Here is a 15,734-nt window from a genome sequence, read left to right on the forward strand (position 1 = left end):
CGTAGGTTCTACGGGATTTTAAGCCTGTGGAGAGGAAATGAGACCTAAGCAGTTTGTTCGGGCACACTCTATGAAGCAGGAATTTCTCATCATTCATACTCAATGGGTAAGAATGAGTAAGAAGAAAAGAACAGAGATTTCTCTAAACGCAAAACATCCAAATTAACTTAACGAATAAGGTCAGATTGTGAGATCGGAGCGAACCACAATCCAACCTTATTCGTTATCAAGAAGAGAATTATATTCTTGACTATCTCTTCTTTAATTGAATTATCGATTCTTGTACTTTCACTGCGCTATCATTCAAGCCTAAATCAGAAATATCAACAATTAAGTGGGCTTTTGAGTTTGTAAGTCCAAAATAAGCAATATCTTTTTTTATATTGACGTATTAAAAAAAGATTCAATTTCATCGTCAAGATCATAGAAACTATAATTTAACTTTTTTGCCAACAAAGCCCCTATGGTCGATTTGCCAACGCAACCTACACCTACTAAGAAAACTTTCATATATGAAATTTTATGAATTGACGGTCTGTGATGTGCTTTTTAGCCTATGCATTTTGAAAAGCACCCAATTTAAGATAATGGCATAGGGCTTTTGTCAACATGCCTTTAATTGAATACGGCGTTAGTAAACATATTATAGAGAAAATACAAATGGAAAATCTTGAAACCAGATGGGCGATAAGGCTTCTTAAGGAACACAAGCATATATGCTGGAAACACAGCATCAACCTTACAACGCCGGTCATAAATATATCTTCCGGCAAACATACGGATGGGTATTGGAGTCCCCGGCACAGGACGATTTCGATTTCAAAGCATCTGATCAAGACGGAACCATGGGATATCGTGCTGGAAGTACTGAAACATGAAATGGCCCACCAATATGTTACTGACTTTTATAATGATGCCGATAAACACGGAACCTACTTTAAAAAAGCATGCAAGAAATTGGGCGTGCACCCAGCCTTTGTTACAAACAAAGACTATGATGCAAAACTGGCGGATTTCAAAGGCAAGCTGCCTTGTGATGCGAAAAGGATGTTAACAAAAGTTGAAAAACTTATGGCCCTTGGCCGGTCCAGTAACGAAGCAGAGGCTCAGGCAGCATCCAGAAAAGCGAACTACCTGTTAAACAAATATAACCTTCAGCGGGTCGAGGATGATAATCCGGAAATAAAATATCACACGATTTGTCATAAAAAAAAGCGCATTGAAAGTATCCAGCGGGCTATCATGTCTATTTTGCAGGAATATTATTATGTTTACTGTATCTCATCCGACACCTATGATCCTCAAGATGATGCCGAATATAGAAGTGTTGTGATCGTGGGGAAAAAAGAGGCGATCAAGGTAGCTGAATATGTTTATTATTTCCTTTTTGATACAGCTCAGACCCTTTGGCAGAAATATCGAAAGACACATAAGGCCGGACGCGGTGATAAAGTTTCTTTTGACATGGGTTTCATTAAAGGCATTGAGAATAATCATAAAAAAATGCTTGAAAGCGCTCAGATTGAATTAAACGATGATAGATTTCTGCCTGTGAAAACGGTAAAAGCATTGGCAGAACAAAATCACATCCAGAATCAAGTTGAAGTCTCTCGGATTTTCCCCAAAATAACCAACCTATCTTATGGTAAACATCGTCCTTCATCAAGTGCGTATAAGCAAGGCTTTGAGACTGGGAAGAACACGCATATAAAAAAGGGAGTGGTCAATCGTGGGGGAGGTATCTCAGGCTTTTTGAATTGAAGCAACAAAGGTGAGCAAAATAACCTTGATTTCATATACGCCGATTCCTGGCAAAAAAATTCTTGACAAGACAAGCGATCCGTAAATAATAGGGCACAGACAGACTGAGCGCTCGTTCAATAATTTTATCTACAAGGAGCAGCCATGACCCGGCAAAAGGCGCACCCTGCATCCGGTGCAGATGTCCCCACCCAAATAAAAAATGAGAAGCTAGTCCGTAAACGGCGTCGGCAGATCATTGATGCCTTGGTCAATCTGTCTATTGAACATGGTTACCACAATACCACCACGCGGATGATTGCCAAAGCCGCCGGCTTTTCCATTGGCTCTTTGTATGAGTACGTCAGCTCCAAGGAAGATCTTTTGTATCTGGTATGCAGCACCATCCACGAGGAGGTCCAAAATGCCGTGGAAGATGCCCTGGCCGACGGAATCTACGAAAAGGCACAGCTGGCTGCAGCCATTCGCCGGTATTTTATCGTGTGTGATAAAATGGCGGATCATATTTGGCTCATGTATCAAGTCACCCAGTTTCTGCCGGACAAATGGAAAAAAAGGGTGTTGGAAACGGAACTGAATATTTCCGATACATTTGTTACAGCCCTGACCCGGCTGTCCGGGAAAAATGACTTCCCCTCTCTGGATGAAAAAACATGCAGTCTGGTGGGACACAACATTTCAGTACTCGGACATATGTGGGCCTTTCGGCGGTGGTATCTCAAAAAAAACTTCACTCTGGACCAGTACATTGGCATCCAGACAGATTTTATTTTAGGTCTTATTTCTTAAAAAAAACAGCGTAAAAGAATCAAGGAGCGTAGAATGAAGAAAGCCGTTATCGTCAGTGCAACCCGAACCCCCTTAGGCAGTTTTGGTGGTTCATTAAGCAACATGGGTGCGACAACACTCGGGGGTCTTGTCATCAGGGAAGCAATTCAACGTGCGGATATTGAGGATGCCGTAGTGGATGAGTGCATCATGGGTATGGTCCTGCCATGCGGGTACGGCCAGAACCCGGGAAGACAGGCTGTGGTTAAGTCGGGCCTTCCCTGGGAAGTTGAAGCCATTACCATAAACAAGGTGTGCGGGTCATCGCTTAAAGCCGTTATGCTGGCAGCCCAGGCTATCCAGTGCGGCGATGCGGATGTGGTGGTGGCCGGCGGCATGGAGACCATGAGCATGGCACCTTATTACATGGACAAGGCCAGATGGGGGCATCGCATGGGGCCGGGCCGCATTGAGGACCATATGGTCCATGACGGGCTGTGGGATGTTGTCAATGATTTTCACATGGGCATGTCCAATGAGCTTTGCTCCGAGCGCTGGGAAGTGACCCGTGAGGACCAGGACCGCTTTGCTGCCCGGTCCTTTGAAAAAGCCTGCAAGGCTGTGGCCCAGGGGCGGTTTAAAGACGAAATTATGCCGGTTTCAGTCCCCCAGCGAAAGGGTGATCCCAAAATTTTTGATACGGACGAATGCCCCCAGGAAACAACCTTTGACGTTTTGTCAAAAATGAAGCCCGCGTTTAAAAAAGAGGGGGTGGGCACGGCAGGCAATGCGTCCATCATCTCCGATGGTGCAAGCGCCGTTGTGGTGATGAGCGAATCAAAAGCAAAGGAACTGGGATGCACTGTCATGGCTGAGATCGGCGCCCAGGCCTCCCATGGCATTGATATGAAATATGTACTCATGGCACCCATTTACGCCATCCCCAAGGTGTTGAAAAAACAGGGCATCGGGATCAATGACGTGGAGCTGTTTGAGATCAACGAAGCCTTTTCCGGCACCTCCACCGCCATCAACAAGGTCCTGGCACTGGACCCGGAAAAAGTGAACGTGAACGGGGGATCTGTTTCTTTGGGGCACCCCATCGGTGCTTCCGGTGCCCGGGTTCTGACCACATTATTGTATGAAATGGCCAAAAGAGATGTTAACACCGGCCTTGCTTCGCTGTGTTTAGGTGGCGGAGAGGCCGTAGCACTGGTTGTCAACAGGTAGTGTCCATTCTTTTCAAGTTGAATATAGGAGAATTAGTATAATGAAAGTTAAAACCTTTGGTGTTGTCGGTTCCGGTCAGATGGGCAACGGCATTGCCCAGGTGGCTGCGGCGGCAGGACTGAATGTGATCATGAGTGATATTAAAGACGCGTTCTGTGAAAAAGGCCTTGCGACAATTACAGGTTCACTGGATCGTCTGTTAAAAAAAGAAAAAATAACCCAGGCTGATAAGGATGCCACCCTTGCCAGGATTACCACCACGACGGATTTAAAGGATATGGCCAAAGCTGATTTCGTGGTGGAGGCGGCCGTGGAACGTGAAGACCTGAAATTTCAAATTTTCAGGGACCTGGATGAGATCTGCCCTGAACAGGTGATCCTGGCCAGCAACACCTCATCCATTCCCATCGGCAGTATTGCAGCCCAGACCTCCCGGCCGGACAAGGTTATCGGCATGCACTTTATGAACCCCGTGCCCATGATGAAACTTGTGGAGGTCATCAAGGGGATTGCCACGTCCGAAGAGACGTTTAAGCTAACCTGGGATCTGTCTGAAAAATTCGGCAAGGTCCCGGCTGAAGCCAATGATTATCCCGGATTCATTTCCAACCGTATTCTGATGCCCATGATCAATGAGGCGGTTTTCTGTCTCTACCAGAGTGTTGGAAAGAAAGAGGACATTGATACGGTCATGAAGCTTGGTATGGCCCATCCCATGGGTCCTTTGACCTTGGCTGACCTCATTGGTCTGGATACCTGCCTTGCGATCATGGAGACCCTGTATGACGGATTCAAGGACTCTAAATACAGACCCTGCCCGCTGTTGAGAAAATATGTGGAAGCCGGCTGGCTGGGGCGCAAGACCGGTAAGGGGTTTTACGATTATAAATAGATTTTAAGGATTGATTCTAACGTCGGCCGCTGTAGGGGCAGGCCACTGTGCCTGCCCTAACGAGGGCAACCACAGAGGGATTGCCCCTACGAAAAATGGCCTACAAAGGAAAAGGCGGGGCATTCTTTACCCCCGCCTTGGATTATTTTGCCGTCATTATCCAGATGCTGACAACACCCCGGGCGTGCCGGATCTGTTGCCTGATTTTAAAAGCGCCTTGAATAAGAGGGCATATACCGCCGTTGTTCACATAGGCTTTAAAATTGCGATAGTGTTCTTTCCCGGCCAGGCGTTCAATCATGCCGGCAGCAATTTTGCTGATCTTATCAGCCTGATCATCCAAAGAAAAATCCACTAGAATGAGCTGACCTTCTGGTGCCAACAGGCGTTTGGCCTCAGCCAGCATATTATGTTGCATCCGGGCAGGTTTTTCATGCACGGCAAATGAAATGATGATGATATCGAAACTTTCACCCGGCAGGCCGGTGTGCTGCACATCGCATTCCAGCAGTTTCTCAATTTTATTGCCTTTCCGGGCGACCTTAAGCATTTCTGTGGATAAATCCACACCGGTTAAATTGGTAAACCCTGCATCTGATAATTTTTTCAACTGATCGCCGGTGCCGCAGCACAGGTCCAGGATGCGTGCGGCACGGTTTGGGATCAGCCGGATTATATCCTGCCGGATGTTTTTCAGGGCAAAATAGAGGATCGGATCATATATTTTTGCAGTAAACGCGTTTTCGGTGTTCATGTTTTACTTCCGGCTATTTTTTGTCCAACCGGTCGACGTCCGAATCGTCTTTTCGGCTGGTGCAGTTCTTCTGCAGGTCGGGCGTGCAGTCCTCACATGCGCAACTGCATGGGGACTTCCCTTTAAAGGCATTGATCACCCTTTTTATGCAGTAAAACAGTGCCGCGGCCACAATCAGTCCAACCAAAATGTTTCCCATATTCTTCTCCTTTATTTGCTTTAATTGACGATCAGAGAACCCACCTGATAGGTCAATACAGACAGCGCAAACGCCAGGGCGGTATTAAAGCCCACGGAAAATGCCGCCCATTTCCATGACCCGGTTTCCCGGGAAATGCAGACAACCGTGACAAAACAGGGCGCGTAAAAAATCGTAAAAATCATCAGAGCAAAAGCGGTTACAGGTCCCCATCCAGGAGATTTGGCAAGCCTTTCTCCCAGAGAATCCGTACTTTCAGGGTCCACATCCCCAAGCGAATAGGCTGTGCCAAGTGTGGATACCACCACTTCCTTGGCTGCAAAACCACCCACCAGGGCGATATTGGTCCGCCAGTCAAATCCGGCCAGGTACGACACTTTTTCAAGGGTTTTGCCGATTCTGCCGGCAAAAGAGTTTTCCAGCCGGGTCAGGGATTCTTGGCCGTCAATACCGGCCAGGGCACTCGTTACCTCCCGGGCCTCAGGGGAAAGTTCAGCATCTTTATCTGCGGTTTCAATTTCCGTTAAAACCTCGGCCGGGGCTGTATCGGTAATCGCTGTACGCCGGGATTCAAACTGCGCTTTGGTTTTGTCATCCAGCCCGGGAAAGGTCATCATGGCCCAGATGAGAATGGAGATGCCCAGGATTACGGTCCCGGCTTTTTTCATATATTGCCAGGTTCTTTCCCACGTGTGAATCCAAAGGCCTTTCAGCGTGGGAAAACGATAAGGGGGCAGTTCCATGACAAACGGTGTGGCTTCACCCCGGATCACGGTACTTCTCAACAGTTTTGCCACCAGAAGGGCGCCGACCCAGGAAATCAGGGTAAGGATGACCATGATCGTGGCCTGTTTTCCGGGAAAAAAGGCGGCCACCAGAAGGGCATACACGGGCAGCTTGGCACCACAGTTCATAAACGGTACGGTTAAAAGGGTGGCCAGCCGTTCCCGGGGGGATTTCAGGGTCCGGGCCGCCATAACGCCGGGCACGGCACATCCGCCGGCAATGCCCCCGGAAATGATAAAGGCCATGACCGAGCTGCCGTGAAGCCCGAATATCCGAAAGACCCGGTCCAGCATAAAGGCCATTCTGGCCAGATACCCTGAATCCTCAATAAATGAAATGCCTAAAAACATGAACATAATCAGCGGCACAAACCCCATAACACCGCCCACACCATCAATGATGCCGGAGATGATCATGGATTTGAGAAGACCGTCGGGCAAGGCCGCATCCGTTACACCGCTGATCCAGCTGAAAAGGCCTTCGACCCATCCAACCGGCAACGCACTGTAGGTGAAAGTAAACTGGTACAGGGCGGCCAATACCCCCACCATGATCAAAGGCCCTAAAAACCGGTTTGTCAGCACCTTATCGATCTGGTCCGAGCGCTGGAGCCGGTTGCGGTCGTGAGCGAACCGGATCACATTCTGTTTGAGTACGGAGTTGATAAATCCGTACCGCTGATCGGCAATCATGCCTTCAGGATGGGTGTCAAGGGTAGCGGACATATGGCGGTGCAGTTTTTCCCCAATGTCCATGAGCTTGCCGGCGGTTTCTTTATCCCGGTCAGCGCCAAGCTCAAGAATCTGAGCGTCATTTTCAAAATATTTAAGGCCCACCCAGCGGGCCGGATATATATCTGTTAAAAATTGGTTTGCCGTTATAATCTTTTCCATTTCATCCAGGGCTTTATCAATGTCCTGGCCATAGGAAATCAACAAAGGCGCGGCAGGTTTGTCAATCCCCTTTACGACCTGCGCCAGCAGCTCATTTTTACCTTTGCCTGTTCTTGCCACCATGGGTATCACAGGAATCCCCAAAAGCGCGGACAATTTATCAACATCGATTTCTATGCCTCTTTTTTGGGCCACATCCATCATGTTCAAGGCCAGACAGACCGGAATACCCATTTCCATGAACTGCACAGACAGGTAAAGATTACGTTCCAGGTTTGAGGCATCCACAATATTAACGACCATGGCAGGTTTTTCATTAACCAGGTAGTCTCTTGCCACCACCTCTTCCAGGGAATAGGCGGTCAGGGAATAGGTGCCCGGAAGGTCTATGATTTCAAAAGTACCGGCTTCAGAAACGCAGGTTCCCTGTTTTTTTTCAACCGTGACCCCGGGGTAATTGCCCACCTGCTGGCGGGCACCTGTCAGTTCGTTGAAAAGGGTTGTTTTTCCGGCGTTTGGATTCCCTGCAAGGGCAATGGCGATACTCATCTTATTCCACCTCCACCTGGATATAATCGGCTTCATTATTTCTTAAGGTCAACGTGAAGCCCATAATCCGCAATGCCACCGGATCATAAAGCGGGGCCCGGCCCTGGATGGTAATCTCCTTTCCGGGTACAATTCCCATGTCCCTTATACGGCGGCCCATTTCGCCTTGGGCTTTCACCGAAGTGATGATCCCGGTTTGATTTCTTTTCATTTGCCTTAAGTTAATAACGGTCATCAAAGAACTCCTTATATAATTCACAATCTATCTTATTATGCTTTTTAGCGTCATTGTGGATAAGTTTTATACAAATAACTTTTATGTTGGTCAATAAAGAAGTAACCATTATTAAACAATTATGTTTATTACCCCTGGGTATATTTTTGTTTAATTGCAAAACGATCGATGTCTCCTGCCGCAGTCAGGGGCAACTGATCAACAAACACAATAAATCTGGGTTTCTTGAAACCGGCAATCAGGGTGCCGGTATAGGCGATTAACTCTTTTTCTTCAACGGTGCAGCCAACATTCAGGGTACACACAGCCTTGACGGCCTCTCCAAATTCCGCATCCGCTACACCGAACACACAAGCTTTGTCCACGGCCTCATGGCTGACAAGGGCATGTTCCACCTCTGCGGGAAACACGTTTTCCCCGCCGGGTTTGATCAATTCTTTTTCCGGCTTGCGGCCCTTGAAATAAAGATATCCCTTTTCATCGAGCTGTCCCATGTCACCGGTATGGTGCCAGCCGTTTCTGAATGTAACGACATTAAGCGCGTCGGCATTCCAGTAGCCCTTGAATACCAGCGGGCCTTTGACAAGGATTTCTCCGGTACTGCCTGCAGGCAGGGCATTATCCAGATCATCGGCAACGATCATCCTGGCCAGTGGGGATACCCGGCCTGCTGATCCGGGCGCCTCAAAAATGGGGGAAAACGTAATAAGGCCGGCGGTCTCCGTCTGTCCGTACATGATCCAGAATTTTGATCCTGTGGCGGCTTCCCACTGTTCGGCGGTTTCCGGGTTTTCAAGACCTGCGACAATTTCAAGGCCGGCCAGATCCGGCGGCGTATCTTGGGACTGGATACATTCCAGGATGCGACCCAGAATCGGCGGAAAGGAGCCGAAAATAGACACACGCTGCTCCCGGATCAGATCAAGACTGGCTTGGGGTGAAAATTGGTCCATAATCACATTTTTTCCGCCGGCCATCAGCGTAGCAAGCCCGATATTCACCCCCATGATGTGAAACAGGGGTAAAATATTTAAATATGCTTTTGTGTTGTCCAGACCATAGGCATGCATGAGCTGAAGGTTGGCCAGGATAAGGTTTGTCTGGCTGAGTACCGCCCCCCTTGGTTTACCCTGGACCGCTGCGGTGTGGATGATGATGTAGGCAAGGTCCGGGTCTGAATCGGCGGCCAGTTCAATGGCACCCTGGGGATCTGGCGCATAGAGGGAGGAGAAATTCTCCACCAGGTTAAAGCTGTGAACAATGCCGCTTCTCTCCTGAATCAGGGGAGTGATTTTATCTGTCATGTCATTATCATAAATGACCACCCGTGGCGTGGTGTCATCAAGGGCATGGGCCAGTTCATCTTCGCCCAGGCGCTGGTTAATGAGTACAAGACACAGGTTTAACGCAGCGCCGGCGGCAAACAGGTGAAAAAAGGCCGGGTGGTTTTTGGCAACCACGGCCACGCGGGTGCCGGCAGGCAGATTGAGGGTTGCCATGCCGTTGATCAGCCGGCAGGCATCGTCAAACAGCTCGGAATGGCTGCGGGTTTCCCCATTATAGTACAGGGCGCATCCCGGGCCGTTCATCAGGGCGTTTCTGTGAAAAAAATCAAATATTGTCAGTTGATGGGGCGTGTTCATGGCGCTTATCCTTAATTTTTACAAATAAAACAAAATGACGCGAGTAAAAAACCGTTTACAGGTTCCCGGACCAGCCGGGATCTAACATTTTATCCCCTTTAACTGTCATGAACGCCAATATATTGTCAAAAAAATTGTGGAACGGAACATGGAAAAATTAGGGAGATCAATGATTTGACTATAGAATTTTGTTGCTTATATTTTCAGGCATCTTTTCAACAAATGCCTTAATTTCATCCCTGATTTTCCGATAGCAGTCCAACTGCTTTTCTTCATTCTCCCCCTGTTCTGCAAGTGCCGCAGCCATTTTGGGCGGATCATCAAAACCGACATGGAGAACCTTGCAGCGGGGCGGAAAATAAGGACAGGTTTCACGGGCATTGCCGCAGACGGTGATAACGACATCCAGTTCCACATCCATAAATTCATTGATCAGCTTGGATCGGTGACCGGAAATATCCACACCGGCTTCAGCCATAACCTTTACGGCATTGGGGTTGAGGCCGTGGGTTTCAACGCCGGCCGAAAAAACATCAATGGTGCCTGCCTTTAATTTCCTGGTCCAGCCTTCGGCCATCTGGCTCCGACAGGAATTGCCCGTACAAAGGAATAGTATTTTAAATTCTTCTCCCATCATGCATCATCCTTTAGAAATATAGTCATATAGCGATATATATAATCAAGATAAATATAAGATGTCAACAGGAAAGCATATTCGTATATAAGATTCATTCAGCCGGGGTTAAACCCAATTAACAGAGAAAGTCAGCATAATAAAAATGCGGGAAAGGGTGTGTTAAAATTTGCGGATTTGATTGTATTATCGGCCATTTTCCGTAGGGGCAATCCCGCTGTGGTTGGCCTCGTCAGGGCAGGCACGGGGGCCTGCCCCGACAGCGGCCGAGGTGAGGACCAATCCCGAATTTGCATTTCTTTGGTTTAAAGGGTTGACATCAGCTTATTATACCATATATATTCATTTTTATCGATATTATAGATAAAAACGGACTTGTCGGACCTGTGTTATAAGGATGGTATATGAAACAATTTATCAAAGTCATGAAAGCGCTGTCGGATCCCAACCGGGTCAAAATAATGAAAATGCTCCAATGCCGGCCTCTCTGTGTCTGTGAAATTAAAGAAGTCCTTGAAATCGCTCAATCGACTGCCAGCAAGCATTTGAAAATTCTTGAAGATGCCGAACTGATACGAGGTTTTAAGGACGGCTTATGGGTAAACTATTCCATTGCAGACGGAAGTGGTTCTCCCTATGCAGCCAATATGATAGGCAATCTCATCCACTGGTTGGAAGATGACAGTGAAATTAAACAGATAAAAGAGGCGCTTCCCGGGATTGACCGGTTTGATATTGTGGGGAAACAACAAAAGACAAAATAGGAGTTCAAAAATGGAAATCAAGGTATTGGGGCCTGGATGCGCCAAATGCACTAAAGCTGAAAAACTGGTGCAGGATGCCATTAAGGAAACAGGCGTAGAGGCAACCGTTGAAAAAGTCACGGATATGATGCAGATTGCTTCATACGGTGTGTTCGGTACTCCCTCGGTCATTGTGGATGGAGAAGTCAAATGCACAGGGAAAGTGCCGAAAAAACAAGACATTATTTCCTGGCTGGAAAAATAAGGAATGGATCATGCTGAACGACCTGAATGACGTATTTAAAAAAATGGATTTTCAATTTTTCGGTTCCGGCAAACACGGCATGAGCATCGACGGGATGCGCAACGTGCTTGGAAACGATCATTTTTTATTTTTGGATGTGAGGGCTAACGAGGAACTAAACTATCTTTCCTTTCCCTTTGCCTTGCATATCCCCTTGAATGAACTGCCGGACCGGCTGGACGAGGTGCCCCGGGACAAATTTATCATCACCTTCTGCTCCTCGGTATTCAGAGGGGCCATGGCCTACACCTACCTGCTGGCCAACGGATATGAAGAAGTAAAGGGACTGACGGCCTCGTCCGAAGATATGGCCATGGCATTCAAGCCTGGTCCCTTGGCCAAAATGTAAGGGCCGTTTCCATACCGGCAGGCAGCGATGACAGCCGCCTGCCGGTATTCTTTTTCCATTGTAAAGGACAAGTTCTATATGGAATCCCATATTCTTATTATTGTTTTTCTGTCATTCGGTTTAAGTTTCATTTTCGCTCTGGGAGGTGTGGGGTCGGCGGTTATTCTCATTCCCGCGTTATCATGGATCGGTGTTCCCTTTAACCTGGCCCGGCCAACCGGGCTTTTTGTCAATTGTGTGAGCATGCTTGGGGCCACCTGGTCCAATTTCAGGGAAAAAAAGCTGGACGTAAAGCTTGGGCTGCCCATCATTGTCTCATCCTTTGTGACGGCCCCGGTGGGGGCATGGGCCGGCCACTTTCTCCCCACCCGGACCCTGCTGTTTATCTTTATCGGCTTTTTATTTTTTTCCGGTTCCATGATGATTTTTTTCAAAGGCTCAAAATATGCGCATCAGTACCGGGAAGACCGTCCCGTTGCAGGCCCCCTGGGCGTCGGTGTTTTGGCCGGATTTGTTTCAGGGCTTCTTGGTGTCGGCGGGGGCGGCATCATTTCCCCCCTGATGGTCGTCCAGGGATTCAACCCCAAAAGAGTCGCCATGGTGACGGCCTTTTCAGTGCCGTTCTCATCGTTTTCAGCCTTTATCACCTATGCGGCCATGGGGTCAGTGTCCGTTAAAATTCTTGTTTTTGCAGGGCTGGCGGCCTGGACCGGTGGTTATCTGGGTACCCGGGTGATGCAGAAAAAAATGAAACCCCAAAGCGTTAAGTGCTTGCTGGGGGGCGTTTTAATACTTATCGGGATTAAATTTCTATGGGTCATGGCCTAAAATATCTTTGCTTTCAATTTAGTATTGTTTTAATATGTCCATTTTCGGAAACGCATGGACGGCATTGCCGTGAACAGCGCACCGGCATTGCCCGGAACATACAGACACTAACGGTAAAACAGGGCCGGCCGGTTGAATGACAGTTAAATAAATTGAGAGCGGAGGCGGAATGGAGCTTAAAATTACCCGGGTATCGGAACCCGGTACCCGGCCCAAGGATGAAGACCTGGGATTTGGTACGGTGTTTACCGACCATATGTTTGTCATGGATTATGAAAAGGATAAGGGATGGTTCAATGCCCGCATTGAACCCTACGGCGATTTTGCCATGTCGCCGGCAAGCATGGTACTGCATTACGGGCAGGCCGTATTTGAAGGCCTGAAAGCCTATAAAACAGAAGACGGAAAGATTCAACTCTACAGGGCCCGTGATAATTTTGCCCGTATGAACCGCTCCTGCCAGGGCCTTTGCATTCCTGAAATTGATATCGATTTTGTCATGGATGCGCTTAAACAGCTGCTCAAGCTCGAACAAGCCTGGATTCCAGAAACCATGGGAACCTCTTTGTATATCCGGCCCACCATCGTGGCCACCGATCCTTATCTGGGTGTCAGGGCATCCCATACATACAAATTTTTTATCATTCTCTCTCCTGTGGGATCATACTATGCCCAGGGCCTGCAACCGGTCAAAATATGGGTCTGCGAGGACCATGTCAGGGCCGTGCGCGGCGGTGTCGGCGAGTTTAAAACCGCAGGGAACTATGCCGCCAGCCTATTGGCCGGAGAAAAGGCCCAGAAAGAAGGATATAATCAGGTGCTGTGGCTGGATGGTATTGAGCTCAAATATATTGAAGAAGTCGGGGCCATGAATATTTTCTTTCTCATCAATGACGAACTGGTTGCGCCGATGCTGAACGGCAGTATCCTGCCCGGCATTACCCGTTTTTCAGTCATTGATCTGGCCAAAAAATGGGGCATCAAGGTCAGTGAGCGTAAAGTCAGCATTGATGAAGTCATTGCCGCGTATGACAACGGCACATTGCAGGAAATTTTCGGCTCCGGGACTGCTGCTGTTGTTTCCCCTGTGGGAGAGATCCGCTATAAAGACCGGGTCCTTAAGATCGGTGACGGCAAGCCCGGTGACACCTGCATGAAATTTTATAATACCCTGACCGCCATTCAGTACGGGAAAGCCGAAGATACCGAAGGCTGGATTGAAGTTGTAGAGTAATTGGAGAACATATGGCTATAAATAAGGAAGAGACCCATGTCGGCATCCGGATCAAGCGCGCCAGACTGGATAAAAAAATCAGCCTGGACGCCATGGCCAATGAAACCGGGCTGTCAAAAGAGACTATCAAAAAAATCGAGAGCGGAGCGCAGCGGCCTTCGGTGGGAACGCTGCTCCAACTCTCACGCACCCTTCAACTGGACTCAGGCTATCTGCTCAAGGACCAGGATGATTCCGTGGAAGCCAGAGCCGACGCCTATACCAAGCGCACGGATCACTATGCATATACACCGTTGTGTGCCGGCGCTGAAAACAACCATTTAAAGGCATTCCGCATCGTCGTCGAAGCAGGGGAAAGCCATGAAGGGGTTGGATTTCAGCACGAGGGCGAAGAGTTTGCCTATGTGCTGGACGGCGAAGTTGAAATCCAGGTAGGGGATCATATCAATACTTTGAAAACAGGAGAATCCCTTCATTTCAATTCCGGGATCAAGCATGACCTGCGCAATATTGGTGAAAATGATGCCGAACTGATTGTGGTGGTCTATGCGCCCTGAAGCTATTTTTTGAAAAAGGAAAGATCATGTTATTCAAGTTAACTGATGAACAGGTGATGATCCAGAATATGGTGCGTGAATTTTCACGCAAAGTGATTGCCCCCACGGCTGCTGAACGGGATAAAACCAAGGCGTTTCCCTCCGACAATTTAGAACAGATGGGGGAGCTTGGACTGATGGGGATGATGGTACCCGAAGAATTTGGCGGGGAAGCTGCCGATGCGGTTTCCTATGTGCTGGCCCTGTCCGAGATCGCATATTCCTGCGCGTCTACCGCCGTGGTCATGTCGGTCCAGAATTCCATTGTGTGCGAATCCCTCAGTAAATTCGGCACAAAAGAACAAAAGCAGGAGTTTCTTGTGCCCCTGGCCTCCGGGGAGATCATCGGCGCGTTTGCTCTGACCGAACCCGATGCAGGGTCTGATCCGGTGACGCAAAGCACCACAGCCGTAAAGGACGGCGATGATTACGTGATTAACGGTACCAAACGTTTTATCACTTCCGGGGAAAACAGCGCTGTGGTCCTTGTTACGGCCAAAACGGACGAAACCAAGGGACATAAAGGCATCTCCTGTTTTATTGTACCCAAGACAACCCCTGGGCTGATTGTGGGTCACCATGAAGACAAGATGGGGCTGAGGGCTTCGGACACCACGGACCTGATTTTTGAAAATTGCCGGGTGCCGGCTGCCAATATCCTGAGCAAGGAAGGGGATGGGTTTAAAATCGCCATGTCCGGCCTGGACAGCGGCAGGATTGGTATTGCCGCCCAGTCTATCGGCGTGGCCCAGGCCGCCTTTGATGCCGCACTTAAGTATGCCCGGAAACGCAAGCAGTTCGGCGTGGCCATCACCAAACACCAGGGCATTCGTTTTCAGATTGCGGATATGGCCACAAAGATCGAGGCGGCCCGGCAGTTGATTCTTTCTGCGGCGTCCATGAAAGACCGGGGAGAAAAATTCACCCGGGAAGCCTCCATGGCCAAACTCTTTGCCTCTGAAATGGTACAGGAGGTCACGGCTTGGGCCATCCAGATGCACGGGGGATACGGGTTTACCAAAGATTACCCGGTGGAACGATTTTACAGGGACGCCCGGGTATTTACCATCTACGAAGGCACCAGCGAGATTCAGCGTATTGTTATTTCAAATGCAATGCTCAAGGATAAGCGAAAATTATGATTGGATAATTTAGGGTTACACTCAAGTCAACAACCCCTCGGCTGAAGACCGAGGGGCTTGTGGGGAAGCCCGCAAGCCCGGTTGATTAGCCTCAGCCCTGCGTTATTGGTAAGCGGGGCTACGTTACCGCAGAATACAAGGGAATTTAAGGCCGCATGCGGTAATTCATCCCCGAAGCTGAAGACTTCGGGGTT

Annotated in this window: 18 protein-coding genes; 11 read left to right on the forward strand and 7 right to left on the reverse strand. The window is 48.5% G+C overall.

The annotated features are described in order from the left end of the window. Positions 1 to 378: 378 nt before the first annotated feature. A complete protein-coding gene (locus HXW94_RS20370) occupies positions 379 to 510 on the reverse strand; it encodes a shikimate kinase (RefSeq protein WP_178367288.1) in 132 nt (43 codons plus the stop codon). Positions 511 to 660: 150 nt separating this feature from the next. Here HXW94_RS20370 and HXW94_RS12770 point away from each other — a divergent pair, with 150 nt between their 5' ends. The 4 genes from HXW94_RS12770 to HXW94_RS12785 all read left to right on the forward strand — a co-directional run bounded on the left by HXW94_RS12770 (position 661) and on the right by HXW94_RS12785 (position 4,651). Then, positions 661 to 1,761, forward strand: a complete 1,101-nt coding sequence (locus HXW94_RS12770) for a DUF2786 domain-containing protein (RefSeq protein ID WP_178367314.1) — start codon at positions 661 to 663, stop codon at positions 1,759 to 1,761. Between the two features lie 144 nt (positions 1,762 to 1,905). Beyond that, a complete protein-coding gene (locus tag HXW94_RS12775; RefSeq protein ID WP_178367289.1) occupies positions 1,906 to 2,550 on the forward strand; it encodes a TetR/AcrR family transcriptional regulator in 645 nt (214 codons plus the stop codon). Between the two features lie 33 nt (positions 2,551 to 2,583). Continuing rightward, entirely contained in the window at positions 2,584 to 3,759 is a 1,176-nt protein-coding gene (locus HXW94_RS12780) for an acetyl-CoA C-acetyltransferase (RefSeq protein ID WP_178367290.1), read from the forward strand. A gap of 40 nt (positions 3,760 to 3,799) precedes the next feature. Beyond that, positions 3,800 to 4,651 carry a 3-hydroxybutyryl-CoA dehydrogenase gene (locus HXW94_RS12785; protein ID WP_178367291.1) on the forward strand — a complete coding sequence of 284 codons (852 nt, stop codon included), beginning with the start codon at positions 3,800 to 3,802 and terminating at the stop codon, positions 4,649 to 4,651. A 142-nt stretch (positions 4,652 to 4,793) separates the two neighbouring features. Here the strand turns inward: HXW94_RS12785 and HXW94_RS12790 are convergent, their stop codons facing one another. The 6 genes from HXW94_RS12790 to HXW94_RS12815 all read right to left on the reverse strand — a co-directional run bounded on the left by HXW94_RS12790 (position 4,794) and on the right by HXW94_RS12815 (position 10,344). After that, the gene (locus HXW94_RS12790) at positions 4,794 to 5,405 is read right to left on the reverse strand and encodes a class I SAM-dependent methyltransferase (protein WP_178367292.1); all 612 of its coding nucleotides are present in this window, start codon (positions 5,403 to 5,405) and stop codon (positions 4,794 to 4,796) included. Positions 5,406 to 5,418: 13 nt separating this feature from the next. Beyond that, on the reverse strand, positions 5,419 to 5,604 hold the full coding sequence (locus HXW94_RS12795) for a FeoB-associated Cys-rich membrane protein (RefSeq protein WP_178367293.1): 186 nt from the start codon (positions 5,602 to 5,604) through the stop codon (positions 5,419 to 5,421). A 20-nt stretch (positions 5,605 to 5,624) separates the two neighbouring features. Then, complete coding sequence (feoB, locus tag HXW94_RS12800) at positions 5,625 to 7,832, reverse strand: ferrous iron transport protein B (RefSeq protein ID WP_178367294.1); 2,208 nt, start codon at positions 7,830 to 7,832, stop codon at positions 5,625 to 5,627. Between the two features lies 1 nt (position 7,833). After that, positions 7,834 to 8,067: a FeoA family protein gene (locus tag HXW94_RS12805; protein ID WP_178367295.1), complete on the reverse strand. Its 234-nt coding sequence runs from the start codon at positions 8,065 to 8,067 to the stop codon at positions 7,834 to 7,836. Between the two features lie 128 nt (positions 8,068 to 8,195). Further along, on the reverse strand, positions 8,196 to 9,710 hold the full coding sequence (locus tag HXW94_RS12810) for an AMP-binding protein (RefSeq protein ID WP_178367296.1): 1,515 nt from the start codon (positions 9,708 to 9,710) through the stop codon (positions 8,196 to 8,198). Between the two features lie 178 nt (positions 9,711 to 9,888). After that, positions 9,889 to 10,344 carry an arsenate reductase ArsC gene (locus tag HXW94_RS12815; RefSeq protein ID WP_178367315.1) on the reverse strand — a complete coding sequence of 152 codons (456 nt, stop codon included), beginning with the start codon at positions 10,342 to 10,344 and terminating at the stop codon, positions 9,889 to 9,891. A gap of 404 nt (positions 10,345 to 10,748) precedes the next feature. On the opposite strand from HXW94_RS12815, the gene HXW94_RS12820 reads away from it, so the two are divergent. The 7 genes from HXW94_RS12820 (at position 10,749) to HXW94_RS12850 (ending at position 15,540) form a co-directional block, all read left to right on the forward strand. Beyond that, a complete protein-coding gene (locus HXW94_RS12820; RefSeq protein ID WP_178367297.1) occupies positions 10,749 to 11,108 on the forward strand; it encodes an ArsR/SmtB family transcription factor in 360 nt (119 codons plus the stop codon). Between the two features lie 10 nt (positions 11,109 to 11,118). Next, positions 11,119 to 11,352, forward strand: coding sequence for a thioredoxin family protein (locus tag HXW94_RS12825; protein WP_178367298.1), 234 nt, complete (start codon positions 11,119 to 11,121; stop codon positions 11,350 to 11,352). A 10-nt stretch (positions 11,353 to 11,362) separates the two neighbouring features. Beyond that, on the forward strand, positions 11,363 to 11,740 hold the full coding sequence (locus HXW94_RS12830; RefSeq protein WP_246293966.1) for a rhodanese-like domain-containing protein: 378 nt from the start codon (positions 11,363 to 11,365) through the stop codon (positions 11,738 to 11,740). 78 nt (positions 11,741 to 11,818) lie between these two features. Beyond that, entirely contained in the window at positions 11,819 to 12,568 is a 750-nt protein-coding gene (locus HXW94_RS12835) for a sulfite exporter TauE/SafE family protein (protein ID WP_178367317.1), read from the forward strand. A 169-nt stretch (positions 12,569 to 12,737) separates the two neighbouring features. Continuing rightward, entirely contained in the window at positions 12,738 to 13,802 is a 1,065-nt protein-coding gene (locus tag HXW94_RS12840) for a branched-chain amino acid aminotransferase (RefSeq protein WP_178367299.1), read from the forward strand. Between the two features lie 11 nt (positions 13,803 to 13,813). Continuing rightward, positions 13,814 to 14,359: a helix-turn-helix domain-containing protein gene (locus HXW94_RS12845; RefSeq protein ID WP_178367300.1), complete on the forward strand. Its 546-nt coding sequence runs from the start codon at positions 13,814 to 13,816 to the stop codon at positions 14,357 to 14,359. Between the two features lie 26 nt (positions 14,360 to 14,385). Next, positions 14,386 to 15,540 (forward strand): acyl-CoA dehydrogenase, encoded by a 1,155-nt coding sequence (locus HXW94_RS12850; protein ID WP_178367301.1) that lies wholly within the window; start codon positions 14,386 to 14,388, stop codon positions 15,538 to 15,540. The last annotated feature ends 194 nt before the right edge of the window (positions 15,541 to 15,734 follow it).

It is taken from the genome of Desulfobacter latus (assembly GCF_013389365.1).
In the GTDB taxonomy this organism is placed as follows: Bacteria; Desulfobacterota; Desulfobacteria; order Desulfobacterales; family Desulfobacteraceae; genus Desulfobacter; species Desulfobacter latus.